Raw genomic sequence first — 25,739 nt, 5'->3', positions numbered from 1 at the left:
TCAATGAAGGTAAGTAGAAGTTCTCTTTTATTTAGAATGGTATTTTATAATGATATTGCAATAGTGATGGTATCAATCACTATTGCCCTCTTTTTAACTTTTACAGCATTTCAAAATATTGAGTCTAAATTTATAGATTCGGCTAGAGATAAGATAGCTTTAATAACAAGGGCATACAGTGGTGAGATTTTAAAGTCTAAGGATGATCTTAACCAAGTAATAAGAAATGTGGGGGCTTTGGGTGATAGAAATTTTAGGAAAAATTTTACCTATACTCAACAGGCAAAGATGCTTCAAACTAGATTATTAAAGAAAAACTTTAGCATGTATAAGGATTCAAATCTATCAATAGTAGATGAAGATGGAATTGTATTGGCAGAATCAAATGAGAATCATAGAAAAACAATCATAGATCAAACTGGATTTAAAGAGAATGTGGCTCAAAATGATGGTGAGATAAAAGCCACATATTTCTTTAAAAATGGGGATAACATATACTCTAGAACGATATTGAGATATGAGGTTGAAAGGTCGAGAAAACTCTATGTTGTATTGACTATGCCAACTAATCAAGATGTTTTAAATGCTTTAGAAGCTGTAGGAGGATTAGGAGAAGAGGATAGTATAATACTATTAATTGATGGTAAATATATTTCTAATGGACTTAATTTTACAGATGAGATGAGAGCAATCAAGAAGCGAGACCCAAGTAGAAATTTTATTCAAAGATTTAGTTATATTTATAAAAAGAAAGATAGCAATAAAGAGGTTTATTATATAGCTTTGACAGATCTATATGATTATAAAAATGAGTATATAGGAAGTATGGGAGTGGCTATATATTATGAAGCTATTGAGAAATTGAAAAGAGTAGTATCTTTATCAGTAATAATGATAATACTTCTATTTGTGGCAGTTAGTACAACTGTTTCAGCAAAGTTATTTGGGAATCTTTTGGAACCTTTATCTAAGATAATAGATGCAGCTGAAGAGGTAAGCAAGGGAAATTATAAGATTTTTGTGAAACCTGAGGGAGTAGATGAGATAAGAACTCTTTCAAAAAGTTTTAATAAAATGGCTGAAGATATTAGAAATAATGAGGAACAAGCAAAAAATAAAAATAAAAAGCTTTTGGGAACTTTGAAAAGACTGGATTCAATTGAAAGAATTTTGATGAATATACAGATTGAAAATGATATGACTGTAACTGTAAAGGAGATAATGTCAGCCTTTACTTCAGAGGTAGGGCTGGGCTATAGTCGTGCTATGTACTTTAGATATAGTAGAGAAGCAGATAGATTAGTAGGAGAGTTGGCAGTTATAAATAATCGTGTAAAAAGAGAGGTATTAAACAATGAAGGAAATACTTCAGGGTTTAAATTCCAAATAGCTGAATTGAATGAGCTTGTAAAACTTATAAAAATACCATTTAAATCAGATAGTTTAATTGTGAAATCTCTTGTGGAGAAAAGAATAATTTTCGAAAATGATAAAGGATACAAATATAATTTAGGAAATGAATTATTTAAAAGTTTTGGAATCAATAGATTTTTGATTATGCCAATCTATAGTGAGAAGAGAAACTATGGTTGTATAGTAGTTGATTATTTTGGGAAGGATAACAACATATCTCAAGAAGAGGTTGAGTTACTAACATTGTTATCTCTAAATATAGCAATTAGAATAAAAAATAGAACTATTGAAGAGGAGAAGATCGACTTAGAAAGAGCTGTAACTACAGGAAAACTTGTGGAGAGGTTTTTTAAGAGTAGGGAGAATTCCTTTGAGAAGATGCTAGATTTTATGGAGAAGATGACTGAATATGATCAAAGTAATATTTTGCTTAAAATTCAGATTCAAGAGATAAAAAATGAGATAATCAAACTTAAGCGTGAAAAAGAGATATTGAATGAGTACATCAATGTAAAAAGTGATGAACCACTTGAAATTATAGATATAGAGGAGATAATCTCAGAAGTAATCTCTGGAGTAGAGGAAAAATTGGAGAAAATAGGGATAAACATCTCGACTTTTATTAACTATAATGGAAAGATAATAGGAAATAGAGCGAGATTAAAGAGAGCTCTATATGAAGTTATAAAAAATGCTAAAGAATCTTTTGATAAAAAAAATCAAGATAATAAAAAAATAAATATTATAGTGACAAAAGAAAAAAATGTGGATAAAATAAGAATTAATATAATCGATAATGGAATAGGAATGACAAAAGAGCAGTTAGAAAATGTATTTGAACCATTTGTAGGTTATAATGAAAACTCTCCAGGTCTAGGTCTAGCAATAGTATCAAGGATTGTGAAGGACCACCACGGAGTAATTAAGATTTTATCTCAAGAGAATGAAGGAACGGACGTAAAAATAACTTTAAATATATATAAGGAGGAGATTTTATAATGAGTGAAAAGGATTACGGAGCAACATTAAACCTTCCGAAGACAAGTTTTCAAATGAAGGCAAATCTTCCAAATAAGGAACCTAAAATTATTCAAAAATGGGAAGAAAATAAGATCTATGAAAAAGGATTAACAAAAGGTACAAAATCATTTATATTACATGATGGACCACCTTATGCTAACGGTGATATCCACATAGGTCATGCTTTGAATAAAATTCTTAAAGATATCATTTTAAAATATAAAAGATTAAGAGGGTATAATGCACCATACATACCTGGATGGGATACTCACGGATTACCTATCGAATTAAAAGTAACTGAGCAATTAGGAGATAAAGCAAAAGAGATGTCTCCATTAGAGATAAGAAAACTTTGTACAGAATATGCTTTAAAATGGGTATCTATCCAAAGAGAAGGATTTAAAAGATTAGGAGTATTAGGAGATTGGGAAAATCCATACCTAACATTAAAACCAGAATATGAAGCTAAACAATTAGAGGTATTTGGAGAGCTTTATGAAAATGGATATGTATTTAAAGGATTAAAACCAATTTACTGGTCACCAGTTACAGAAACAGCACTAGCTGAAGCAGAGATAGAGTATAAAAATGTAACATCTCCATCTATCTATGTTAGAATGGAAGCTAACTCCGATCTATTAGAAAAATTAGGATTAACAGAGCAAACTTGGGTAGTAATTTGGACAACAACTCCATGGACTTTACCTGCGAATATGGCAATATCATTAAATCCTAACTTTGAATATGGAGTATATAAAACTGAAAAAGGAAACTTAATTTTAGCAAAAGAGTTAGCAGAGAAAGCTTTTGCTGAGATGGAGATAACATCTTATGAGTTAATAAAAGAGTTCATAGGAAATGAGATTGAAAGAACAACATATAAGCACCCATTCATAGATAGAACTGGAATGATAATCTTAGGAACACACGTTACAGCTGATGCAGGAACAGGATGTGTACACACAGCTCCTGGGCATGGACAAGATGACTATGTAGTGGCAACTAGATATGGTATAGAGGTAATCTCACCTATCAACAATAAAGGTGTTTTAACTGAAGAGGCAGGAGAGTTTGCAGGATTATTCTATTTAAAAGCTAACAAGGCAATAGTAGCTCATATAGAAGAGACAGGACACCTATTAAAATTAAAAAATATAGAGCACTCATATCCACATGATTGGAGATCAAAAACTCCAGTAATATTTAGAGCAACTGAGCAATGGTTCGTAAAAGCAGAGGGATCAGACTTAAGAGAGAGAGCTCTAAGAGCATTAGATGATGTAGAGTTTGTACCAGCTTGGGGAAGAAATAGAATAGGATCTATGCTAGAGACAAGACCTGACTGGTGTATCTCAAGACAAAGAGTGTGGGGAGTACCAATTCCTGTATTCTATAACGAAGAGACTGGAAAAGAGATATACAATAAAGAGATCTTAGCAAGAATAGTAGAGATAGTTAGAAAAGAGGGAACAGCTGCTTGGTTAACACATACAGCAGAGGAGTTAATAGGTGAAGAGTTATTAGAGAAATATAACTTAAAAGGAGTAACTCTAAGAAAAGAGACAAACATAATGGACGTATGGTTTGACTCTGGAGTATCTCATAGATCTGTATTAGAAACTAGAGGAGAGTTATTACATAGACCAGCTGATATGTACTTAGAGGGATCAGACCAGCACAGAGGTTGGTTCCAAACATCACTATTAACATCAATAGGTTCTACTCATGATGCTCCATACAAAAAGATCTTAACACACGGATTTGTAAATGATGGAGAGGGTAAAAAGATGTCTAAATCAGTAGGAAACGTTGTAGTACCAGCTGATGTAATAAAAGTATATGGAGCAGATATCTTAAGATTATGGTGTGCTTCAGTAGATTATAGAGAAGATGTAAAAATTTCTGACAACATTCTAAAACAGATGGCAGAAGCATATAGAAGAGTAAGAAATACTGCTAGATATATTTTAGGAAATAGCAATGACTTCAATCCTGCAACTGACAAAGTAGCATATAAAGATTTAATGGAAATTGATAAATGGGCATTAAATAAGTTGGAGATTTTAAAAAGAAAAGTTACTGAGAACTATGAAAAATATGAGTTCTATAACTTATTCCAAGATATACACTATTTTGCAGGAGTAGATATGTCTGCTTTCTATCTAGATATCATAAAAGATAGACTTTATACAGAGGGAACAGACTCTCTAGACAGAAAATCAGCTCAAACAGTAATGACTGAGATACTATTAACTTTAACTAAGATGATAGCACCAATTCTTTCATTCACAGCTGAGGAGATTTGGGATACATTACCAGAGTCTTTAAAAGATGAAGAATCAGTATTATTAAGCTCTTGGTATGAAGAGAATGATGAGTATCTAAATTCAGAAGTAGAAGCAAAATGGGCAGATATTATAAAAATTAGAAAAGAGAGCAATAAGATGCTAGAAAAAGCAAGACAAGGAGAGAACAGAATAATTGGAAACTCTTTAGATGCTAAAGTAATTTTACATTTTGCAAACTCTGAAATGCAAAACTTCTTAGTGGAGAATAGAGATAGATTGGAATTAGCTTTAATTGTATCAGATGTTGAAATAGTAGATGCTATTGATGATACATTTGTAAAAGGTGAAGAGTTACAAGATCTATACATAAAAGTAGTACATGCTGATGGAGAAAAATGTGAAAGATGTTGGAAATATTCGACAGAGATTGGAAAAGATAGCAACCATCCAACACTATGTCCAAGATGTGCAGCTGTATTAAATAATAACTAGGAGAAAGTATGATATATATAGTTTTAATCTTGATACTTGTAGGTATTGATCAATTGTCTAAATATTTAATAGATTTAAATATGCTAGAGGGAGAGACAATACCTATGATAAACAACTTTTTTCACATAACTTATGTAAAAAATAGAGGTATTGCCTTTGGAATGTTTCAAGGAAAACTAGATATAATAAGTGTAGCTACAATTATAGCAATTGTAGCTATTGCTTATTACTTATATAAAGAGAAAAATAAATTATCTTTTATAGAGAAGCTTGGATTTATCTATATATTGTCAGGTGCAGTTGGAAATATGATAGATAGAGCTTTTAGAGGATACGTAGTAGATATGGTAGACTTTAGAGGTATCTGGTCATATGTATTCAATGTTGCAGATGTATGGATAAATATAGGTGTAATATTTATATTGTTAGATCAATTAATTTTAAAAGGGAAGAGAGAAAAAGAGGAGGATAAGCAATGACATTTCAAGAGATAATTTTTGCTCTTCAAAAATATTGGAGTTCAAAAGGGTGTGTATTAGGAAATCCTTATGATATAGAAAAAGGAGCAGGAACATTTAACCCAAATACATTCCTTATGTCACTAGGACCAGAGCCATGGAGTGTGGCATATGTTGAGCCATCAAGAAGACCAAAAGATGGAAGATATGGAGAAAATCCAAATAGAGTATATCAACACCACCAATTTCAAGTTATAATGAAACCATCTCCATTAAATATTCAAGAACTTTATTTAGAAAGTTTAAGAGTATTGGGGATAGAGCCAGAAAAACATGATATTCGTTTTGTTGAAGACGACTGGGAATCACCTACATTAGGAGCATGGGGACTTGGTTGGGAAGTATGGTTAGATGGAATGGAAGTTACTCAGTTTACATATTTCCAACAAGTAGGAGGTTTAGAATTAGATCCTATTCCTGTTGAGATCACTTATGGACTAGAAAGAATTGCACTATACATACAAAATAAAGAGAATATTTATGATTTAGAGTGGGCACCTGGTGTTAAATATGGAGATATGAGATTCCAGTTTGAATATGAGAATTCTAAATATTCTTTTGAATTAGCAGATTTAGACAAACACTTTAAATGGTTTGATGAGTATGAAAAAGAAGCTACAAGAATACTAGATGAAGGATTAGTATTACCAGCATATGATTATGTATTAAAATGTTCTCACGTTTTCAATGTACTAGATTCAAGAGGAGCTATATCTACTACTGAGAGAATGGCATATATATTAAGAGTTAGAAACTTGGCAAGAAGATGTGCTGAAGTTTATGTTCAAAATAGAAAAGATTTAGGATATCCATTATTAAAGAAATAGAGGAGGAAGAACGTTGAGATTACTATTTGAAATTGGAATGGAAGAGTTGCCAGCAAGATTTTTGAAGCAGGCATTAAATGATTTAAAACATAATTTAGAAACAAAATTAGAAACAGAAAGAATTAAATTTGATGAGATAAAAACTTATGGAACACCAAGAAGACTTATTTTAGATGTTCATAATTTAGCTGAAAAACAGGAGGACTTAGATCTTGTAAATATGGGACCAGCTAAGAGTATAGCTTATGTAAATGGAGAGCTATCTAGAGCAGGACTTGGATTTGCTAAGTCACAAGGTATAGAGCCTGAGCAATTAGAGATTGTGGAAACTCCAAAGGGAGAGTATATAGCTACTAGAAAATTTATGGAAGGAAGAGAGACAAAAGAGTTATTATCAGAGATATTAAAATCTCTAGTTCTTGAGTTAAACTTCCCAAAATCAATGAAATGGGCTGATAAAAAATTAAGATTTGCAAGACCAGTTCAATGGTTCTTAGCTCTATGTGATTCAGAGGTAATACCTTTTGAAATAGAGGGAATAACTAGCGGAAATAGATCAAGAGGACATAGATTCTTTGGAAAAGAGTTTGAAGTATCAAATATAGATGAGTATTTTACAAAAATAAGAGAAAATAATGTAATTATAGATCTAGATGAGAGAAGAGCTTTAGTAAAAGATCTAGTAGCAAAGTGTGCTGAAGCTGGAGAGCAAGTACACATAGAAGATGAGCTATTAGATGAGGTAACAAACTTAATAGAGTACCCTTGTCCTATAGTTGGAACTTTTAATTCAGATTTCTTAGAGGTACCACAAGAGGTTTTAATAATATCAATGCAAGTACACCAAAGATATTTCCCAATTTTAGATAATAATGGAAAATTACTACCTAAATTTGTTGTTGTAAGAAATGGTGTAGAGAGTTCTGATTATGTAAGAAAAGGAAATGAGAAAGTATTATCAGCTAGATTAGCAGATGCTAGATTCTTCTATCAAGAGGATTTAAAACACCCATTAGCAGATAATGTAGAGAAATTAAAAACTGTTGTTTTCCAAAAAGATTTAGGGACTATATACCAAAAAATAGAGAGAAGTAGAGAGATAGCTAACTATTTAGTGGACGTATTAAGTTGTGCAGATAGAAGAGAAGATGTTTTAAGAACTGTATACTTAGCAAAAGCAGACCTAGTTTCAAATATGATTGGAGAGAAAGAGTTTACTAAATTACAAGGATTTATGGGAGCAGACTATGCTTTAAAATCAGGTGAAAATGAGAAAGTTTCTCTAGGAATAAAAGAGCATTACTATCCAAGATTCCAAGGAGATTTACTACCTACAGAGATGGAAGGAATTATAGCTGGTATCTCTGATAGATTGGATACTCTAGTTGGTTGTTTTGGTGTAGGAGTTATACCAAGTGGATCTAAAGACCCATTTGCTTTAAGAAGAGCGGCTTTAGGAATTGTAAATGTAATTATCAATTCAAAATTAAATATCTCTTTAAAAGCTCTTGTAAATAGATCTCTAGATACTTTACAAGCTGATGGAGTACTAAAAAGAGATAGAGCAGAGGTTGAAGCAGAGGTATTAGAGTTCTTTAAGCAGAGAGAGATCAATATCTTTGGAGATATGGGATTCAGTAAAGATGTAATAGATGCTGTGTTAAACAGAGATTATGACAATATAGTAGAGGCATTAGAGAGAGTAAAAACTCTTGAAGCTTTTGCAAAAGAGAAGGAATTTGGAGAGCTTTTACCTGTATTAAAAAGAGTTGGAAACATCTCAAAAGATCATAGAGATATGACAGTAGATACAGCTCTATTTAAAGAGGAGATTGAGAAAGAGTTATATAACTTCTCAATGAACTTAAGTGAAAAAGTGGAAGAGGCTTTAGCTAATAAAGATTATTCTAAATATTTAAAAGAGATAACTACTGGAAAAGATATAATCAATAACTACTTTGATAAAATAATAGTTATGGACAAAGATGAAACTATTAAAAATAATAGACTATCTCAACTAAGATTTTTAACTGATATCTTTAGTAAGATGGCAGATTTAAATCAAATAGAAGAAAGATAAGATAAAAGAGGATAGCTATTGTTATCCTCTTTTTTATAAAATTTTAAAATAATAGAAAGAGGAAGAGAAGATGGAGTTAGAGAAGATAGAGGAAGCTTTTAAAGCCATATTGGATGGGATAGGAGAAGATAGAGAAAGAGAGGGATTGAGAGAGACTCCACAAAGAGTTGCTCAGAGTTATTCAGAGTTATTTGCAGGAATTGACAAGGATCCAAGTGAACCTTTACAGAGACATTTTTCAGTGAATAGTAATGATCTAGTAATGGAAAAATCAATAGACTTTTACTCTATGTGTGAGCACCATTTTCTACCCTTTTTTGGAACAATAGATGTAGCATATATTCCAAATGGGAAGATAGTAGGTTTTGGAGATATTATCAAAAGTATAGAGATACTAGCAAAAAGACCTCAAATACAGGAAAGATTAGGAAGTGAGTTAGCAGATGTAATATACAATACACTTGATTGCCAAGGAGTTATGGTAATAATAAAAGCAAGACATCTGTGCATGACAATGAGAGGTGCTAAAAAAGAGAATAGTCAAATAATAACTACTTCATATCGAGGAATCTTTGAACAGGATACAAATAGAAGAGTAGAGGTTTTAACTTTATTAAAATAGTGGTGATATAATGGATAAAATATATATAAATAACCTAGAGTTTATAGGATTTCACGGGGTATTTCCTGAAGAGAAAAAATTGGGACAAAAATTTTTGGTATCTTTAGAGCTTACTGTAGATACAAGAGAAGCTGGGAAAACAGGAGATTTAAGTAAATCAGTTCACTATGGGTTAGTTGCTCAAGATGTAGAAAAACTATTTCTTGAGAAGAGTGTGGATTTGATAGAGAGCTGTGCTGAAGAGATAGCAGAGATGATTTTAAAAAAATATGAATTGGTAAAAGAGGTAAAAGTCACAGTAAAAAAACCGTGGGCTCCACTACAGATGCACTTTGAAAATGTAGCTGTAGAGATTACGAGAAAATGGCATAGAATATATCTCTCTTTAGGAAGTAATATGGGAGAAAAGAGAGAGAATCTGTTAGAAGCTATCAAGAGAATTGGAGAATTGAAGGATACAACCGTAACTAAAAAAAGTACAATACTAGAGACAGAACCTTTTGGTTATATAGAGCAGGATAATTTTTTAAATGCTTGTTTAGAAGTAAAAACACTTATGACAGCCCAAGAATTTTTGAGTTCTATTTTAAAAATAGAGTTAGAAATGGGAAGAGTGAGAGAGATAAAGTGGGGGCCTAGAATAATAGATATTGATATCTTATTCTATGATAATGAGGTAATAGGAGAAGATAATTTAGCTGTTCCACACCCTTGGATATGTGAAAGAGAGTTTGTACTAGATCCACTAGCAGAGATTGCTCCAAATTACATTCATCCATTGGAAAGAAAGAGTATCTCAATGTTAGCTAGAAAGATAAAAGAGAGTGGGGTAAAAAATGGAGATTAGGAAGCTTGAAAAATTAGAGATAAATAAGGCGTTAAAACTTGTTTGGGACGTTTTTTTAGAGAGTGAGGCATTCAACTATAATCGTTCAGGTGTCGAAGAGTTTAGAAAATTTTTAGACTGTAGAGAATTAATTAATTCATTTGAAATATATGGAACTTATGACAGAAGAGAGTTAGTTGGAATAATTGGATTGCAAGATAGACAACACATATGCTTGTTCTTTGTAAAAAAGTACTATCAAAGAAAGGGAATAGGGAAAGAGCTTTTTCAAAAAGTACTATCTTTGACTAAGGAGAATGAGATAACAGTAAACTCATCATTAAATGCTGTAAATATCTATAAAAAGATGGGATTTACAGTTACAGATGAGGAGCAGAATATAAAAGGGATTAGATTTGTACCCATGGTATATAAAAAAAATAGAAGAGAAGTACAGGTATTAAAATGTAGAGATAAAGAGATAGAACTTGGTAAAAAGACTTTAATAATGGGTATCTTAAATGTAACTCCTGATTCTTTTTCTGATGGAGGACAACATAATACCCTAGAGAAAGCTGTAGAACATGCCAAAAAGATGATAGATGAGGGAGTTGACATAATAGATATTGGTGGTGAATCTACTAGACCTGGATATGTTGAGATAAGTGCAGAAGAGGAGATAGATAGAGTAGTACCAGTTATAAAAAAAGTTGTTGAATTGGGGGCTGTTGTTTCTATAGATACATATAAACATAGGGTAGCAAAGGCAGCTTTTGAAGCTGGAGCTCATATACTAAATGATATATGGGGATTACAATATGATAGTGGAGAGATGGCAGAAGTGGTAAAAAAATATGATGTACCAGTGATTGCTATGCACAATCAGAATGGAAAAGAATATAGAGAGGATATAATTACAACTATGAAAAAGTTTTTTGAAAAAACTTATAAAATAGCTGAAAATTATGGAATCTCTAAGGAAAAAATTATATTGGATCCTGGAATTGGTTTTGGAAAAGGGATAGATGAGAATTTAGAAGTATTGTCAAGATTACAGGAATTAAGAGATTTAGGAAGATTACTTTTAGGTGCATCAAGAAAAAGATTTATAGGTACAATATTAGGTGAGGTAGCCCCTGAAGAGAGAGTAGATGGGACAGTTGCAACTACAGTTATAGGTATAGAAAAAGGTGTGGATATAGTTAGAGTTCATGATGTATTATCCAATAAAAGAGCAGCTATGGTTGCAGATAGAATTATAAGAAGATAATAGACAAAAACGGAAAAATAGTGTATACTAATAGTATAGATTGAAAAATATTAAGGAGGTTTATAAAATGGCAATATTACATATAACAAAAGAAAACTTTGAAAAGGAAGTATTACAATCAAAAGAACCAATAGTAGTTGATTTCTGGGCATCTTGGTGTGGACCTTGTAAAGCTTTAGCACCAATCTTAGAAGAGGTTGATGGAGAGTTAGCAGGAACTGTAAAGATCGCTAAGATAAACATTGATGAAGAAGAGGAGTTAGCAGCTCAATTTAGAGTTATGAGTATACCTACTCTATTACTTTTCAAAAATGGAGAAGTTACAAATAAATTAGTTGGACTTTCTTCAAGAGAAGACGTTATAGATTTTTCAAGATCATAATAAAAATAAAATAAATTAATTAAAAAAGGAAAAAATTACTGAAATTGAAAAGTAATTTTTTCCTTTTTTTTATAAAGTAAACCACTTGCTGAGTGAGTGGTCAAAGGAAGTGGAAGGCTATGCATAGACAAAAAATATTCTTTGATATAATAAAATTAGGTTTGTCAATCAATTAAATTAATTAAAGGAATGAAAAATAATAGTTTAGCATATATGTATGTTAGTAAGTATTCCACCAAAATTAAGTGTATCATAAATATAAAAAACTTAGTCAAAAATAGTATTAAACAAATATGGAATTATAATCATGAAAATTGTTTATCTTTATAGAAAAAAATGGTAAAATAGATAATAATGGATAAATAGGAGGAAGATATGTTGTTATATTTTTCAGTTGGTGGATTTTGTTCTTTTAAGGAAATACAAGATTTATTTTTAACAGCTTATTTAGGTACTAGATTAAAAAATACTAAATATGAAAAAAATTTTTATATAGATAAAACTAATAGAGTAATGAAATCAGCTATTATATTTGGAGCTAATGCTTCTGGAAAAACAAATCTTATATTAGGTTTAGAGAGGTTAAAAGATATTATTTTTAATGGAATAAATCTTCCTAAAGATTTTAATGAAAAAAATTTAAATTATGATTCTAATACTATTAAATTTGAAATTGGAATTTTAGATAAAAAAGAAAATACATATGATTACTCTATTGAATTTAATAAAGAAAATCTAATATATGAAAAATTAGAGTGTAATGATAAGATAATCTATGAGTTTAAAAATGATACTCTTTTTTCTAAAAAACTTCCTAAAGAAGTTAATAAAATTTTTTCTATCATATCAACAGAAACTATTTTAAAAAAATTAAGAGATTTTCAATTAGAAGAAATTAATAATTTTATTTTATCTTTAGAAAATGTAAAAATCAAAAGAAATAAAGGAATAAATTATGAAGCTAAAGATACTCCAAATCTTATTAACGAAAATATAAAATTAAGATTGGAAGATAAAAAAGAAGAAGTGTTACAAATTATAAAATTATTAGACTATACTATTGAAGATTTAAAATTTGAAAAGCTTGGAACTGCTAATAATGAGATTGTATATGATATGTACTTTTTAAGAGAAAGAAGTAAAAATAAATTTTATTTAGGAAATGAATCTGAAGGAATAAGAAAGATAATAAACTTAATGCTTGATTTATTAGAAGTTTATGAGGGTAAAACTATTATAATTGATGAACTAGATTCTTCTATCAGTACTATTTCTTTAATAAAATTATTTAATAATTTTATTAATGTAGATAATAATATAAATGGACAATTAATAGTTACTTCACATAACCTTTTCCTTTTTGATAATAATATTTTTGAACCTCAACAGATATATATTGTAAATAAAAAAGAGAATTTATCATCAGAATTATATTCTTTATCAGAATTTAAAATAAGAAGTGAAAAAGAAAATTTATATCATGATTTTCTAAAAGGAAAATATGGTGGTATAAATGGCTAAGAAGAGAATAGATAAAAGAGGAACCAGAGAACCATTAATAAGAATTAAATTTCTTGTAGAAGGAGCTACAGAAAAATTTTATTTTAAAGAATTGTTAAAAGATGAAGGATATTCACTTCATTTAGATATTGATAATATTAACGGAGGAGGATATTTTGCTTTTACTAGAGAGCTTAATAAAAATAAGTCTTTATATGATATAGTTATAATAATAGCTGATTTAGATAGAGCAAGTGCTCATACAGGAGAAAAAGAAAAATTATTTGATTTAATTACTTTATTAGAAAAATTAAATATAAAAAATAATATATTTTTAACATATAAAAATATTGAAACTTGGCAAATAGCAACATTACCTTATAAAGTGAATGATTTAGCTTCTGAATTGGGATATAGTGGTAAATCTAAAGGTAAAGAGGATATTTACCAAAGATTAGTAGTTAAGGGAGCTATCTATACAATAGCTAAGAAAAAATTTAAAGAAAATAATCTTTATTATTTGAAAAAAGGATTAAATAAAGGTATTTTTAAAGAAGAAAATATAATGAAAGTTCAAAGTAATTTAACATATTTATTAGAATATTTAAAAGATGTTTTAAATATTGAATTTAATATTAAATAAAAAATTAAAGAGGCTAAATATACAGTTATTTAACCTCTTATTGTTTTTTATATATTATAGGAAGTGAGCTCCGATTTTAGCAAACTCTGCTACCATCTCTTCAGGCCAAATAGAAGCTTGAACCTCTCCAATATGAAGTTTTTCTAAGAAGAACATACATATTCTAGATTGTCCAATTCCTCCTCCAACTGTATATGGAAGCTCTTTTGCAAGTAGAGATTTATGGAATGGAAGTTCTTTTCTCTCCTCTTTTCCATCAAGTTTAAGTTGTAATTGAAGAGTCTCTTCACTAACTCTGATTCCCATAGAAGATAGTTCAAAACCTTGCTCTAATATAGGGTTCCATACTAAGATATCACCATTTAATTCCCAGTCATCATAGTCAGGAGCTCTTCCATCATGTTTTTTTCCAGATTTTAAAGTTTTACCAATTTGAGATATAAATACAGCTTTATATTTTTCACAGATAGCATTCTCTCTCTCTTTAGGTGTAAGTTCAGGATATGCATCTTCTAGCTCTTGTGAAGTTATGAAGAATATATTTTCAGGAAGTTTAGTTGAGAATACAGGATACTCTCTATTGATAAACTCCTCTGTTTTTCTAAGAGCTTTATATATATTGCTAACAATATCTTTTAAAGTTTTTGTAGTTCTCTCCTCTTTATTGATTATAAGCTCCCAGTCCCATTGGTCAACATACATAGAGTGGATATTATCTAAATCCTCATCTCTTCTAATAGCATTCATATCAGTATATAATCCAGTGTGAACAGGAAATTCGTATCTTTTTAAAGCCATTCTTTTCCATTTAGCTAGAGAGTGAATAATTTGATACTCCTCCTCTTTATCCCAGTGAGTGTCAAAGTTAACAGGTCTTTCAATTCCACTTAAGTCATCATTTAATCCAGAAGATTTTCTAACATATAGAGGGGCAGAAACCCTAGTTAGATTTAATTCATAAGCTAAGGCTCTCTCAAAAAAGTCTTTTACTTTTTTTATGGCAACTTCAGTTTCAAATAGATTTAATTTACAATCATATTGTTTAATCATTTTTATCACTCCTTAAAAATTATTATATAAAATAAAAAGCCACTCGGTGTACCCGAATGGCTTATCTTTACAAACAAGGTCGGGTACAAATCGTTTAAGTGAAAAAGGATTTGTACCACAAGTAGAAAAATCTACTTAAGTCCAAACCTCGACATATTATTATTATTAAATTGTGCAGTATATTTTATTGAAAAAATCTTCATTTCTGCCTCCAATATTATCTAAAATAGGATTAAATTAAAACTTATGTATTTAGAATACTATTTTTTAATTTAAAAGTCAAGAAAAAATTAAAATTTCTTTTTATTTTTTTAGAAATTAAAAAGAAGTTATAAGAACTTAGCCCTTATAACTTCTATAGTAAACTATCTATTTAAAGCTTTTTTTAACTCTTCAACTTTGTTTGTTTTTTCCCAAGGAATATCTAGATCAGTTCTTCCAATATGTCCAAATGCTGCTAGATCTTGGTATTTGAATTTTCCACTTCTTAATTCTAGAGATTTTTCAATTCCTCTTGGAGTTAAGTCAAATACATTTTTTACAGCTTCTGCTAATTCAATTTCGCTAACTTTTCCTGTTCCAAATGTATCTACCTTTACAGAAGTAGGTTCTACTACACCTATTGCATAAGATAATTGAACTTCACACTTATCAGCTAAGTCAGCAGCTACTATGTTTTTAGCTACCCATCTAGCTGCATATGCTGCAGATCTGTCAACTTTTGAAGGGTCTTTACCAGAGAAAGCTCCTCCACCATGTCTAAAGTATCCTCCATAAGTATCAACTATTATTTTTCTACCTGTAAGTCCAGTATCTCCGTGAGGTCCTCCGATTACAAATCTTCCAGTAGGATTGATGTGATATTTTTTAACATCAGCTGGATTTAAGTTATATGACTCTAATACAGGTTTTATAACTTTTTCAATAACATCAGATTTTATTTGCTCTTGAGTTACATCAGGATTGTGTTGTACAGAAAGAACTATTGTATCAACGTGAGCAATTTTACCATTTTCATCATAAGCTAAAGTAACTTGTGACTTAGCATCAGGTCTTGCCCAGTTAAGCTCTTTACTTCTAGTCATTCTAGTTAATTTAACTAGGATCTCTCTTGCTAAAACTAGAGCTAAAGGCATTAATTCAGGAGTTTCCTTAACTGCTCCTCCAAACATTATTCCTTGGTCTCCAGCTCCACCAACATCTACACCCATAGCAATATCAGGAGATTGAGAGTGTATAGCATTTAAAACACCACAGTTAGAGTCAAATCCCATTCCCTCTTTATATCCGATTTCATCAATTTTACTTCTAACGATATCTTGAATATCAATGTATGTAGAAGTAGTTATCTCTCCACCAACTATAACTTGACCAGTAGTACAAAAAACTTCACATGCTACTCTAGAATTAGGATCATCAGCAAGACAAGCATCTAATACAGCATCAGATATTTGGTCAGATACTTTATCAGGGTGACCAGGTGATACAAATTCAGATGTGAAATAAGTTAAATTTTTCATTAAATTTCCCTCCTAAAATTAAACAAAATACTATAAAAAATCCCTTCACCTAGGAGATGAAGGGAATAAAGTTCAGACTTATATTCTCAGCCATCTACCAGGAGTTAGCACCACACTTAAAAAGCAGGTTGCTGAGATGTCATAGGGCCAGTCCCTCAATCTCTCTTGATGGGTTACATTTTAATTTTCAAATTATTATATCATTAAATACTAAAAAAATCAAGATTTATTTTTTTAGTATTCCTAAAGGTTTACCTAAAGGTAAAAACTCTCTACCAAAAGTTTTATTTAAAACATTTGCTGCTGAACCATAGAAAGAGAATAAAGCTATTGATAATTCAGCTATTGCAGCTAATAGGTGTGTAGCGTGATAAGCTATTCCTAAAGAAGAAAGAGTTAACCCTAAAAATAAAAGATCTATAAAAATAAAGATAATTAATAGAGTTTTATTAGTTTCTATTGCTCCAATAGTCATATATATTGTGAAAATTAAATAACCTAAAAATACAAATGCAAAAGCTTTAGGATCAGCTGCAGCTTTCATTCCTTCTCCAAAAACTCCCAATTGAATCATCCAGCTCATAGCCATACCAAACCAGAAAAAGGCATATCCACCAAAAGCAGTAGTACCAAAAACATTACCATGTTTAATATCATTTAAACATGCAATAAGTTGAACAAAAGCTCCTAAAAATACAGCCCAAGGTACCACTAAAGATACTCCACTAACAATTCCAAACTTATTAGCTGATGCAACTAAAGTTACAATTGCAAGTCCAAAAAGTCCTAGTGCAGAAGGATCTGCAACTTCGTGTTTAACATAATTAATTTCTTTCATTTAACTCTCCTTAATATAAAATTTAAATACAAGGAGTATTTTATCTATTTTTCTAAATATTGTCAATAAAATAATGAAATTAATTACAAAATAATGAAAAACACTATCTTTTTATCTGTTTTATAACATCAAGTATAGAACCATCTCTATATTGTACAAGAGCAACTATTTTATCTTCAAACTCTAATGGCTCCTCTTTTCCAGTCATATTTTCAGCAATCTCTTTTAACTCTTCAATAGTTTTTATAGGAAGTTTAGAGTTTTTAAATCTCTCAACTAGATCTTTTCTCAATGGGTTTATAGCTATACCTCTTTCAGTAACTAAAACATCAACAGTTTCACCAGGAGTAGTAATAGTAGTTATTCTATCTTTTACAACAGAGATTCTAGCATTGACAAGCTGAGAAACTATGATACAAAGTTTTGAACCTGCAGCAGTGTCACTATGACCTCCAGATCCTCCCATAATCACTCCATCAGATCCTGTAGTAACATTGACATTGAAATTTGTATCCATCTCAGTTGCTCCAAGGATTACCACATCTAATTTATTGACAATTGCCCCTTTATTATTTACATTAGCATACATAGAGGCTGACATTTTTATATGGTTAGGATTTTCTTTAGCTGATTTGATTGCATTTAAATCAAAACATTGCACATCAAATAGAGCTTTAAATAACCCCTCTTTATACATATCAACAATATAACCAGTAATTCCACCAGAAGCAAAGCTACCAATTATGTTTTTGCTTTTCATAAGGTTTTTAATTTCAGCAGCAACTGCAAGGGAGATTCCACCAGCTCCAGTTTGAAAACTCATTCCATCTTTTAAATATCCAGACTGCTCAATAAATTTAGCAGCTAGACCAGCAATCTTAAGTCCAATTGGATTTTTAGTAATCTGTGTTGTTCCAGAGACAATTCCTTTTGGGTCACCAATAGCATCAACTACAAGGACATAGTCAATAAGAGTTTGATTGATCTCAATAGTTGTATTTGGAAACTCAACTAAATTATCAGTTATAGCCACAACTATATTTGCATTTTCTACATCAGAGTGAGCATATCCCAAAGCACCACAGGCTGATTTTCCATCTACCCCATTGATATTTCCATATTCATCAGATGTAGGAGCAGCAACAAAGGCGATATCAATTTCAACTTCACCACTCTCCATAATTCTAGCTCTTCCACCATGAGTATGCATAACAGCAGGTTTTTCTAATTTTCCATCAGATATAGCTTGAGCTACAGGACCTGAAATATATCCAGCATATATCTGTGTAATAACCTTGTTTTCAATGTATTCTACAAGTGGTTTATGACAAGGAAAGATAGAACTTGCCATCAAAGTGATATCTTTATATCCTCTTTTAGCTATCTCTTCCATTACAAAATTTAAAACGTAATCTCCATTTCTTAAGTGATGATGAAATGAGATTTTCATACCATCTTTTAATGGAAGTTGATCTAGTAAACTGTTTAAATCATAAAAAAGTTTGTTAGTTTCAGGTGTTGCAACTTTGAAGGTATGGTTTCTTTTAATTTCACCATCTCTTTTTTTTAGGTACCCTTCATAATGAGTAACCTCTCCATATCCATCTATAAAATCAGGAATCTCTCTTCCTAAAATATTTTTCATCAAAAACATCCCCCTTTAAAATTAATCAATAAGCCCCATTAATTTAGCTGTGTCTAAAGTTTGTATAGCCCGAGTGATGATAGGAAGATCCACCATTTTTCCATCTAAAGAGAACACACCAAGCCCCTCTTTTTCAGCCTCTTCTTTAGCTGAGATAACTCTTTGAGCGTAATTGATCTCTGATTCAGAAGGAGCATAAGCCTTATGAATAATATCAATCTGTCTAGGATTTATGCTCAATTTTCCAGTGAAACCAAGTGTTTTTGCTTTTAAAGTATCTGCTAAAAGTCCATCTTGATCATTGGTATCAGTGAAGGGAGTATCTATAGCATCAACTTTACAAGCTTTACAAGCGTTTACAATCTTTGTTCTAGCATAGAGTAATTCATCTGAAGTTTTTGTTCTCTTAACTCCAAGATCCACAGCTAGATCCTCTCCACCAAGTAGGACAGAGATAACTCTAGGACTAGCTTTGATTGTTTCATATACTTTTTCAACTCCATAAGTTGTTTCAACTAAGGGGTGTATCTTAATAGTTCCATTTTCCATCCCCTCTTCACTCTCTATTTTTGTTAATTTTTTATCTAAAACAGTAATATCTTCGGGACAAGCTTTAGGCAGAAGTATAGCATCAGGTTTTAGTCTAGCAATTACATCAATATCTTTTTCAGCAAAAGATGTAGATAGAGGATTTATTCTGACAACTACTTCAATATCATCATAGTTTATAGTTTTTAAAGCTTCACTGATTAGGACTCTGGCTGCATCTTTTTCTCCAAGAGCAACAGCATCTTCCAAATCAAAGATTACAGCATCTGCCCCAAAGACAGTGGCTGTTTGTAACATACCAGGATTGTTCCCTGGCATAAATAACATAGTTCTTCTCAATTTCACAACAAATCACTCCCTATTTTGCAAGTCCTCTATTTACAGCAGTTTCAATACGTGCTCTGATAGTGAAATCAAGAGCCCCTTTATCCTGTGCTTGAACTTGAACATTTTTAACTCCAAGATCTAAAAGTTTTTCAGTGATAACTTTTTTTATATGATTTCCAAATTGCTTTTCAACACTGCTTTCTAACTCGATCTCTATACCATTTTCTCCAGGAGCAAGAATTATAAAGATATCATTAGATTCCAATGTTCCACATCTACTTATTTTATTTATAGTCATTGTTTCACCTCAAAATATTATAAAGATAAGAAGGTAGTAACAAACCACCTTCTTACTAAAATTCTCTATTAAAAATACTATTTTTTTGCTCTTCTATTTACTAGGGCTTCCACTCTTGCCATCTCATTGAAAACTATCATAAATCCTTCATCAACACCCATTCCAGGTTTAGCAAGTACTTGTAAAGCTCCACAAGCCATTCCAATATTTGTTGTTATCTCAGCTGATCTGTTAGTTTCGTTACAAGTTCCACCACAGTAAGAACCTATTCCCACTTTATTGCAGTAAAGTATAGCATCAGCTATATTATTTACTCCACCTAAATCTGGAGTTTTTATTTGAACTACGTGACCAGCTTTTTTATCAGCAAAAAGTTTAATATCTTCTAGAGTATTACACCATTCATCTGCAACTAATTCTACTTCAATACCTCTTCTATCAACCTCTGCTGTTAGGGCAGCTAGAGCTTCAATCTGTTTATCTCTATCTTCAACGTCCATAGGACCTTCAATTCTTAATTTAAATGGTTTAGCAGCTTCTACTAATGTAGAGATATAATCTGCCATTTTTGTAGTGTCACAATCAAATGCTGCACCAATAGTTCCATATACATCTATATGGAATATAGGGTAGTATTCAGGGTTAACTCTCTTAGCAATTATTCTATCTCTCAACCATTTTACATAATCAAGCAGTATCTCTCCTCTTTCACCTAATTTTTCCTTAACATTATTGATTAGAGCGTGAGGAAGTACATCAGCTCCCTTGATTATCATTTTGTCAGCATTTATATATCTATCATCACCAGATTGAGTGAATATAGGTCTTTTTGAAATTTTGATCCCTGTATTATAATCAGCTTGAATTACTTCAGCCATAGTAACCTTTCTAGCTTTAGCCACAGCATCTAAAAGAGCTTGAGTTATTCCATATCTGATAGCTGTATGTAATCTTTTTCCATCGATGCTCATTGAGTCAAACTCTTCAGCTAAAGATTTAAAATTATCTAATTCTCTACCTACTAGTTTAGGTGCTATCTCATTTTCAATAACTGGGATAAAATCTTTTGCTAGAAATAGAGGATCTCTTCCACCAGCTCCAGAATATTGAACAGCAGCACAATCTCCAAAAGCAACTTGTCCATCTTCCAAAATCAATTGTACAGAGATAGATTCTCCAGATTGTCTAATACTCTCAAATCCTGAAGTAACAGAATCTCCAAGATAAAACATTCCGTCATGTTTAGCTCCTAATTTTATAGCTCTTTGGTCATCAAAGTAGAAACCTGTTTTTCCTGCAGAACAAACAACATCTATAATTTTCATAATATATTCCTCCTACTCTTTAATAGATAAATTTTAAACTAACTTTATTTTTCAGGTCTTCCAATTAAAGTTCCTTTGCCAACAGCAAAGATATCATCTACTGTCATTTGGAAAGTTACTGGTCTTCCTTCAAATCTTCCTCTTTCTTCCAATTGTGCTAAGTTAAATTCAGCTAACTCCTTGCTTAATGGAACATTTCCAAGAGATAGATATCTTACTTTTCCAACGTTATCTCTAGCTGGCATCATCTTTCCAGCGTTGTATATAGAAGGAGCAAATGGAACATCTAAAACACCTTGTTCAAAAGCTTTAACAATTCCAATAGCCCAATCTCCATCTCCCAATTCAAATACCTTATCTAGGATACATTTTGTTTCAGCTTTTATAATTTCAATCTCTTTTTCTAATTCTGGAGAAGATGATAACTGTTGTCCTTTAAGTAAGTTAAGAACCATTTTTGTAGCTCTAATACCAGCAGCATTAGCCTCTTTAGTAGGTACTCCAATAGCTTCGTGTGGAGTTTTAACAATGACCTTTGTAGCTCCAGAAAGAGCTGCAGCAGTGGCACCATTAGAAATTACTCCAAAGGCTTTAGCTTCATCTTCTGGGAAACCTCCCATCCATTGATGGAATACTGTTGTCAACTGTACATCTTCATAGCCAAAATTTTTGAAGTACTCTTGAGCTTGTGTTTCTAAAGCCCTTACAGCAGCTACGTCTTGAATTAGATTTCCACACTGACCATATCCTAAAGTAAGATTTTTAACCCCCTGTTCAGCAGCCATTAATCCTTCAAGTATCCCAATAGCATTTGACATTGAAGGAGGAACTAAAGTTCCAGTTAAAGGTCCAAATGGCTCTCTATTGATAGAGACACCATGCTCTTCATACCAACCAACAAGTCTATCAACATATTGCCAATACATAAGAGTTTTTTCAATTGATACAGATTTAGCATAAGGAACGTTATAGCTAATTCCACCACCTTCATCAGATGTAAAACCAGCAGCAAGCATAATCTCTGAAAGAAGTCTAGCATCAGGAGTACCGTGTCTTAATTGTAGAGGTAGATTTGTAGCTTCAACCACTTTTCTACATCCACTAACTCCGTGATTGACACCAGGAAAACCATTTAAAAGAGATCTACCAGCTTTTTTAGACTCCTCAATACCTTTTTCACAGTTTTCATATTTATTTTGTCTAGTGTAAGAATCTATAGTAGAAGGAAGTAGATCTGCTCCTCCTTCGTTATCTAAGAAATTTAAAAGCTCTATGTGTTGATCTATTAGAGCAACTCCAGCTCTTGGTTGAGCTAATGTAATACCTTCGTTTTTAGCATTAAGTAACTTTTTAGAGAAATTTTTTGATTCAGGCAGTGATTTATGGTATCTAACTGCCTCTTCTAAATCTACATCTTTTCCTGTAGGCCAAGTACTTAAAACTTCCTTTCTTATTTCAAAGAACTCATCTTCAGTCCACTTAGTAAATCTCAACTTCATATGTAATTAATCCTCCTTATTATTCCTAAAATTAGAACTTAAACTTTGACTAAATATTTTTTCATTATTCTAATAGCCATATCTGGATACTCTTGAGCAAGTAATCCCATAGCAGATAAGATGTAACTTTTATCGATTAAAAATTTAGGATTTACAGGTTTTAGATGGATTGGATCCTCCTCTTTAAAATTACCTGACTCCAAAATCTTTGAAGGATTTTCACTGTGGACTATAACCCCTCCTGTTCCAATAACATAAGGTGTTTCAGTAAGATCCTTTCCTGTTAAGTTAAACATAGTTCCCATTGGAGTGTATACACACTCTAACTCACCACAGTGTCTAGTCATTGCCAATTCAGTAGCTACTTTTGCCATAGCTTCATCAAATTTGAACTCTTCATCTGTCTGCGGTGTCATCTTTATATGCTCGTGTCTATATTGACAACTTTTATTTATATCTGTATCTTTTAGTGAGGAATCTAGATAATGTTTTATTTTATTTTCACCAGAGGCTTCCAATAGAGCTAGAGCTGAGTATCTCATTCCCAAATCTCCTTCAACAGTTCTCTTAGCATAAGGTTCTATAAGCCCTTTAATTATCATAGATGGCTTAGTGGGCTCACCTTTGGCGATAGAGTGTATATCAGTAGTAGCACCACCGATATCTACAACTATTAGATCTCCTAATCCCTCTTCATTGTTAGTTCCTTTAGCTAAGATTTCAGCAGCTTTTAAAACAGCAGCAGGAGTAGGCATCAAAATCCCTTGAATAAACTCTTCAGCACTTTTCATACCCTTAGCTTCTACAATTCGACTCATAAAAACTTTTCTGATCTCCTCTCGAGAAGGATCTACGTTCAATTTATTGAAGAAAGGCATAACATTTTCAGTAATGTAATAATCAAGTCCAGCTTGATTAAAAATACTTTCAATTTCATCAATAGCTGATTTGTTACCTGCTACTACAATAGGGATTTTAACATTGTGCTCAGCTAACATCTTAGCATTATGAATGATACACTCTTTATTTCCACCGTCAGTTCCACCAGCAAGTAGAATGATATCCAATGGAGTGTTAAGAATCTCTTCCAGCTCCTTGTGATTTAGTTCATATGCATATGTTTTTATAACTCTAGCACCAGCACCTAGGGCAGATTTTTTAGCAGCCTCAGTAGTGAGTTCTGGAACTAAACCGATAGCTATCATCTTTAAACCACCAGCTGCAGAGGAGCAAGCAGTCTTATTAACAAAGTTTATAGAGTTAAAATCAACTATTTTATTAATTTCAAATTTTAATTTTTCAAAGGCTTTATTAAAGCCAACCATTATGTTATCTTCAATGGTAGTGATATCCTTTGCAGTAGCTAGGATAGTCTCATTATCAAGATCAATAGCTGTCAATTTAGTATATGTACTTCCAAAATCAATAGCTAAGTAAACATTCATAATATCACTCTCTTTAATTAGGTTAAATAATTCCTAAATCTTTTTTTAGATCCTCAGTTGTATCTTCGATAGGAGTACCAGGTTTATATACTTTGTCAAATCCCATTGCTTTAAATCTCTTTTCAACATCTTCCCAAACCTGTTTTCCAACCACAATATTACCACCAACATAAAGGAGGATATTATCTAATCCAGCCTCTTTACATTTTTCTCTCATTCCTTGGCAATCTAATTCACCATGTCCATAAAGAGAAGAAACGATTATTGCATCAGCGTTAGTTTCAACAGCAGCATTGATAAAGTCTGATTGAGGAGAAAGAACTCCAACATTAATAACTTCAAAACCATTAACTTCTAAAACGTGATGAATTATTTTATTTCCAACTGCGTGACAGTCTGAACCAATGACTCCAATAACAACTTTTTTCCCATTTTTTCTCATGAAAAAATTCCTCCTTAAGTGTTTTATATTTAAACCTTTGATAATAATATACAACATTTAGACAAAAAATCAACAATTATTAAAAAAATGAATCGTTAACATTTAAGAATTTAATTATATATATTTAGATTGGATTTATTTAAACGTTATTTTCAGCTAGAAAAAAATTTAGAAAAAATATTAGGTAAAAAATAGTATAAATTAAATAAATATTTAATATAAAAAAAAGGAAAATAAAAACAAAAATAACCTAAAAAAGTCCAAATTTTATATACTATTAATTGATTTTTTAGAAATTATATGATATAATAACTTGAATAAAGTAGTAAACTAGTTTTTTTAAGGAGGGAGTGGGTGAAAATATCCACTCCCTATTTAATAGAAGTTTTAAAAATTGAGAAAAGAGGTGAAATTATAATGGCAAAGTTGGATGACAAGCAGCTAGTAGAGAAGATAGAGAGTATTGTAACTCCTGTAATAGAGGAGATGGGGTTATCTCTTGTAGATGTAGAGTATATGCAAGATGGCGGATACTGGTATGTAAGAGTATATGTTGAGAACTTAAATGGAGAGATAACACTAGAGGATTGTGCTGCTATTAGTGGAAAAATTGATGAAGATATAGATAAGTTAATAGAGCAGAGATTTTTCTTAGAAGTTTCTTCACCAGGAATTGAAAGACCACTAAAGAAAATAGAGGATTTCATTAGATTTCAAGGGGAGAAGATAAAAGTAAGTTTAAAACACAAGGTTGAAGATAATAAAAACTTTGAAGGTATCATAATCAAGTGTGAAAACAATGTAGTATTTTTAGAGTTAGAAGCAGAAAAAGTATTAGAGATTCCTTTTACAGAGATTAGAAAAGCTAATCTTGTTTATGAATTTGATGAGTTTTAAAGAAGTTTTCAGGAGGGTAAATA

22 protein-coding genes, 1 pseudogene and 1 riboswitch are annotated in these 25,739 nt (G+C 31.3%); of the genes and pseudogenes, 13 read left to right on the top strand and 10 right to left on the bottom strand.

Annotated features, from left to right (window positions below; genetic code table 11):
• The first annotated feature begins 3 nt into the window (after nt 1-3).
• The 12 genes and pseudogenes from QZ286_RS07765 (at nt 4) to QZ286_RS07710 (ending at nt 13,881) form a co-directional block, all read left to right on the top strand.
• Nucleotides 4-2,412, top strand: a complete 2,409-nt coding sequence (locus QZ286_RS07765; RefSeq protein WP_291256389.1) for a sensor histidine kinase — start codon at nt 4-6, stop codon at nt 2,410-2,412.
• Nucleotides 2,412-5,213: an isoleucine--tRNA ligase gene (gene ileS, locus QZ286_RS07760; RefSeq protein WP_291256388.1), complete on the top strand. Its 2,802-nt coding sequence runs from the start codon at nt 2,412-2,414 to the stop codon at nt 5,211-5,213. The genes QZ286_RS07765 and ileS overlap by 1 nt, the downstream gene beginning before the upstream one ends.
• Before the next feature lie 8 nt (nt 5,214-5,221).
• A complete protein-coding gene (lspA, locus tag QZ286_RS07755) occupies nt 5,222-5,692 on the top strand; it encodes a signal peptidase II (RefSeq protein WP_291256387.1) in 471 nt (156 codons plus the stop codon).
• Nucleotides 5,689-6,558 carry a glycine--tRNA ligase subunit alpha gene (gene glyQ / locus QZ286_RS07750; protein WP_291256386.1) on the top strand — a complete coding sequence of 290 codons (870 nt, stop codon included), beginning with the start codon at nt 5,689-5,691 and terminating at the stop codon, nt 6,556-6,558. The genes lspA and glyQ overlap by 4 nt, the downstream gene beginning before the upstream one ends.
• A gap of 13 nt (nt 6,559-6,571) precedes the next feature.
• On the top strand, nt 6,572-8,638 hold the full coding sequence (gene glyS / locus QZ286_RS07745; RefSeq protein ID WP_291256385.1) for a glycine--tRNA ligase subunit beta: 2,067 nt from the start codon (nt 6,572-6,574) through the stop codon (nt 8,636-8,638).
• A 70-nt stretch (nt 8,639-8,708) separates the two neighbouring features.
• Entirely contained in the window at nt 8,709-9,260 is a 552-nt protein-coding gene (gene folE / locus QZ286_RS07740) for a GTP cyclohydrolase I FolE (RefSeq protein WP_291256384.1), read from the top strand.
• 10 nt (nt 9,261-9,270) lie between these two features.
• Nucleotides 9,271-10,107, top strand: a complete 837-nt coding sequence (gene folK / locus QZ286_RS07735) for a 2-amino-4-hydroxy-6-hydroxymethyldihydropteridine diphosphokinase (protein WP_291256383.1) — start codon at nt 9,271-9,273, stop codon at nt 10,105-10,107.
• A pseudogene (locus QZ286_RS07730) lies at nt 10,097-10,507 on the top strand (GNAT family N-acetyltransferase); the annotation flags it as partial. The gene folK and the pseudogene QZ286_RS07730, both read left to right, overlap by 11 nt.
• A gap of 3 nt (nt 10,508-10,510) precedes the next feature.
• Nucleotides 10,511-11,356 carry a dihydropteroate synthase gene (gene folP, locus QZ286_RS07725; RefSeq protein ID WP_291256423.1) on the top strand — a complete coding sequence of 282 codons (846 nt, stop codon included), beginning with the start codon at nt 10,511-10,513 and terminating at the stop codon, nt 11,354-11,356.
• 49 nt (nt 11,357-11,405) lie between these two features.
• The gene (trxA, locus tag QZ286_RS07720) at nt 11,406-11,738 is read left to right on the top strand and encodes a thioredoxin (protein WP_291256422.1); all 333 of its coding nucleotides are present in this window, start codon (nt 11,406-11,408) and stop codon (nt 11,736-11,738) included.
• 375 nt (nt 11,739-12,113) lie between these two features.
• Nucleotides 12,114-13,259, top strand: a complete 1,146-nt coding sequence (locus QZ286_RS07715) for an ATP/GTP-binding protein (protein WP_291256382.1) — start codon at nt 12,114-12,116, stop codon at nt 13,257-13,259.
• Nucleotides 13,252-13,881 carry a hypothetical protein gene (locus QZ286_RS07710; protein ID WP_291256381.1) on the top strand — a complete coding sequence of 210 codons (630 nt, stop codon included), beginning with the start codon at nt 13,252-13,254 and terminating at the stop codon, nt 13,879-13,881. Before QZ286_RS07715 ends, QZ286_RS07710 begins: the two co-directional genes overlap by 8 nt.
• Nucleotides 13,882-13,935: 54 nt before the next feature.
• Here QZ286_RS07710 and asnA read toward each other — a convergent pair whose 3' ends face one another.
• The 10 genes from asnA to glmS form a co-directional block, all read right to left on the bottom strand.
• Nucleotides 13,936-14,931 carry an aspartate--ammonia ligase gene (gene asnA, locus QZ286_RS07705; protein WP_291256380.1) on the bottom strand — a complete coding sequence of 332 codons (996 nt, stop codon included), beginning with the start codon at nt 14,929-14,931 and terminating at the stop codon, nt 13,936-13,938.
• Nucleotides 14,932-15,296: 365 nt separating this feature from the next.
• A complete protein-coding gene (gene metK, locus QZ286_RS07700; RefSeq protein ID WP_291256379.1) occupies nt 15,297-16,451 on the bottom strand; it encodes a methionine adenosyltransferase in 1,155 nt (384 codons plus the stop codon).
• Between the two features lie 87 nt (nt 16,452-16,538).
• Nucleotides 16,539-16,626, bottom strand: a riboswitch (SAM riboswitch).
• 51 nt (nt 16,627-16,677) lie between these two features.
• On the bottom strand, nt 16,678-17,289 hold the full coding sequence (locus QZ286_RS07695) for an acetate uptake transporter (protein ID WP_291256378.1): 612 nt from the start codon (nt 17,287-17,289) through the stop codon (nt 16,678-16,680).
• 103 nt (nt 17,290-17,392) lie between these two features.
• Nucleotides 17,393-18,934 carry a citrate lyase subunit alpha gene (gene citF, locus QZ286_RS07690; protein WP_291256377.1) on the bottom strand — a complete coding sequence of 514 codons (1,542 nt, stop codon included), beginning with the start codon at nt 18,932-18,934 and terminating at the stop codon, nt 17,393-17,395.
• Nucleotides 18,935-18,955: 21 nt separating this feature from the next.
• Nucleotides 18,956-19,828 (bottom strand): aldolase/citrate lyase family protein, encoded by an 873-nt coding sequence (locus tag QZ286_RS07685; protein WP_291256376.1) that lies wholly within the window; start codon nt 19,826-19,828, stop codon nt 18,956-18,958.
• A gap of 13 nt (nt 19,829-19,841) precedes the next feature.
• Nucleotides 19,842-20,108 (bottom strand): citrate lyase acyl carrier protein, encoded by a 267-nt coding sequence (gene citD, locus QZ286_RS07680; RefSeq protein WP_291256375.1) that lies wholly within the window; start codon nt 20,106-20,108, stop codon nt 19,842-19,844.
• A 77-nt stretch (nt 20,109-20,185) separates the two neighbouring features.
• Nucleotides 20,186-21,433: a methylaspartate ammonia-lyase gene (locus tag QZ286_RS07675; protein ID WP_291256374.1), complete on the bottom strand. Its 1,248-nt coding sequence runs from the start codon at nt 21,431-21,433 to the stop codon at nt 20,186-20,188.
• Between the two features lie 44 nt (nt 21,434-21,477).
• Entirely contained in the window at nt 21,478-22,932 is a 1,455-nt protein-coding gene (locus tag QZ286_RS07670; protein ID WP_291256373.1) for a methylaspartate mutase subunit E, read from the bottom strand.
• 38 nt (nt 22,933-22,970) lie between these two features.
• Nucleotides 22,971-24,377: a methylaspartate mutase accessory protein GlmL gene (glmL, locus tag QZ286_RS07665; protein ID WP_291256372.1), complete on the bottom strand. Its 1,407-nt coding sequence runs from the start codon at nt 24,375-24,377 to the stop codon at nt 22,971-22,973.
• A gap of 22 nt (nt 24,378-24,399) precedes the next feature.
• A complete protein-coding gene (gene glmS, locus QZ286_RS07660) occupies nt 24,400-24,819 on the bottom strand; it encodes a methylaspartate mutase subunit S (RefSeq protein WP_291256371.1) in 420 nt (139 codons plus the stop codon).
• Between the two features lie 417 nt (nt 24,820-25,236).
• Between glmS and rimP the strand changes: the two genes are divergently transcribed.
• Nucleotides 25,237-25,716: a ribosome maturation factor RimP gene (rimP, locus tag QZ286_RS07655; protein WP_291256370.1), complete on the top strand. Its 480-nt coding sequence runs from the start codon at nt 25,237-25,239 to the stop codon at nt 25,714-25,716.
• Nucleotides 25,717-25,739 lie beyond the last annotated feature (23 nt).

It is taken from the genome of Fusobacterium sp. (assembly GCF_019012925.1).
In the GTDB taxonomy this organism is placed as follows: domain Bacteria; phylum Fusobacteriota; class Fusobacteriia; order Fusobacteriales; family Fusobacteriaceae; genus Fusobacterium_A.
Note: the sequence above shows the minus strand (reverse complement) of the source record. Positions and strands in the feature narration are given on the sequence as shown.

What these genes read in the sequence shown, in the direction of transcription:
- QZ286_RS07765 (WP_291256389.1), top strand. Translation starts at nt 4, where the DNA reads ATGAAGGTAAGTAGAAGTTCTCTTTTATTTAGAATGGTATTTTATAAT.
- ileS (WP_291256388.1), top strand. Translation starts at nt 2,412, where the DNA reads ATGAGTGAAAAGGATTACGGAGCAACATTAAACCTTCCGAAGACAAGT.
- lspA (WP_291256387.1), top strand. Translation starts at nt 5,222, where the DNA reads ATGATATATATAGTTTTAATCTTGATACTTGTAGGTATTGATCAATTG.
- glyQ (WP_291256386.1), top strand. Translation starts at nt 5,689, where the DNA reads ATGACATTTCAAGAGATAATTTTTGCTCTTCAAAAATATTGGAGTTCA.
- folE (WP_291256384.1), top strand. Translation starts at nt 8,709, where the DNA reads ATGGAGTTAGAGAAGATAGAGGAAGCTTTTAAAGCCATATTGGATGGG.
- folK (WP_291256383.1), top strand. Translation starts at nt 9,271, where the DNA reads ATGGATAAAATATATATAAATAACCTAGAGTTTATAGGATTTCACGGG.
- folP (WP_291256423.1), top strand. Translation starts at nt 10,511, where the DNA reads ATGGTATATAAAAAAAATAGAAGAGAAGTACAGGTATTAAAATGTAGA.
- QZ286_RS07715 (WP_291256382.1), top strand. Translation starts at nt 12,114, where the DNA reads ATGTTGTTATATTTTTCAGTTGGTGGATTTTGTTCTTTTAAGGAAATA.
- QZ286_RS07710 (WP_291256381.1), top strand. Translation starts at nt 13,252, where the DNA reads ATGGCTAAGAAGAGAATAGATAAAAGAGGAACCAGAGAACCATTAATA.
- asnA (WP_291256380.1), bottom strand. Translation starts at nt 14,931, where the DNA reads ATGATTAAACAATATGATTGTAAATTAAATCTATTTGAAACTGAAGTT.
- metK (WP_291256379.1), bottom strand. Translation starts at nt 16,451, where the DNA reads ATGAAAAATTTAACTTATTTCACATCTGAATTTGTATCACCTGGTCAC.
- QZ286_RS07695 (WP_291256378.1), bottom strand. Translation starts at nt 17,289, where the DNA reads ATGAAAGAAATTAATTATGTTAAACACGAAGTTGCAGATCCTTCTGCA.
- citF (WP_291256377.1), bottom strand. Translation starts at nt 18,934, where the DNA reads ATGAAAAATATTTTAGGAAGAGAGATTCCTGATTTTATAGATGGATAT.
- citD (WP_291256375.1), bottom strand. Translation starts at nt 20,108, where the DNA reads ATGACTATAAATAAAATAAGTAGATGTGGAACATTGGAATCTAATGAT.
- QZ286_RS07675 (WP_291256374.1), bottom strand. Translation starts at nt 21,433, where the DNA reads ATGAAAATTATAGATGTTGTTTGTTCTGCAGGAAAAACAGGTTTCTAC.
- QZ286_RS07670 (WP_291256373.1), bottom strand. Translation starts at nt 22,932, where the DNA reads ATGAAGTTGAGATTTACTAAGTGGACTGAAGATGAGTTCTTTGAAATA.
- glmL (WP_291256372.1), bottom strand. Translation starts at nt 24,377, where the DNA reads ATGAATGTTTACTTAGCTATTGATTTTGGAAGTACATATACTAAATTG.
- glmS (WP_291256371.1), bottom strand. Translation starts at nt 24,819, where the DNA reads ATGAGAAAAAATGGGAAAAAAGTTGTTATTGGAGTCATTGGTTCAGAC.
- rimP (WP_291256370.1), top strand. Translation starts at nt 25,237, where the DNA reads ATGGCAAAGTTGGATGACAAGCAGCTAGTAGAGAAGATAGAGAGTATT.